The sequence below is a fragment of the Oleiphilus sp. HI0043 genome, from assembly GCF_001634935.1.
Window position 1 is genome coordinate 1 of sequence record NZ_LWEY01000859.1, and the last position, 400, is coordinate 400.

The 400-nt window shown below is 45.5% G+C and carries 1 pseudogene; it reads left to right on the top strand.

The features are described 5' to 3' along the window. Window positions 1-400, top strand: a pseudogene (locus A3729_RS09680) (MBL fold metallo-hydrolase); the annotation flags it as partial.

Below are 400 nucleotides of genomic sequence, written 5' to 3' on the forward strand. Positions count from 1 at the left end.
CCTGCGTTCAGTATCGGCCGCACTCAGGAGCTATTGTATGAACTTGAGTCATTGATCTATGAGCTTAAAGATAAAGCCGATCAGGGGGCGCTGAATTGGGCTGAGCTTGAAGTGATAGTCGACTCACCTTTGGCCAACGACTTTACTGATACCTACCGACAACTAAAACCTTTTTGGGATGCAGAGGCTCAAAGTCGGGTAGCCGAGGGTCGACACCCTCTGTCATTTGAAAATTTACTCACGATAGATGATCATCAAACTCACCTCGACACAGTGAATTATTTAGCAAAGACGGCTCGCCCAGCCATTGTGATCGCCGCTAGCGGTATGTGTGCTGGTGGACGTATTGTTAATTATTTAAAAGCCTTAATTGAAGATAAGCGTACTGATATTCTGTTTG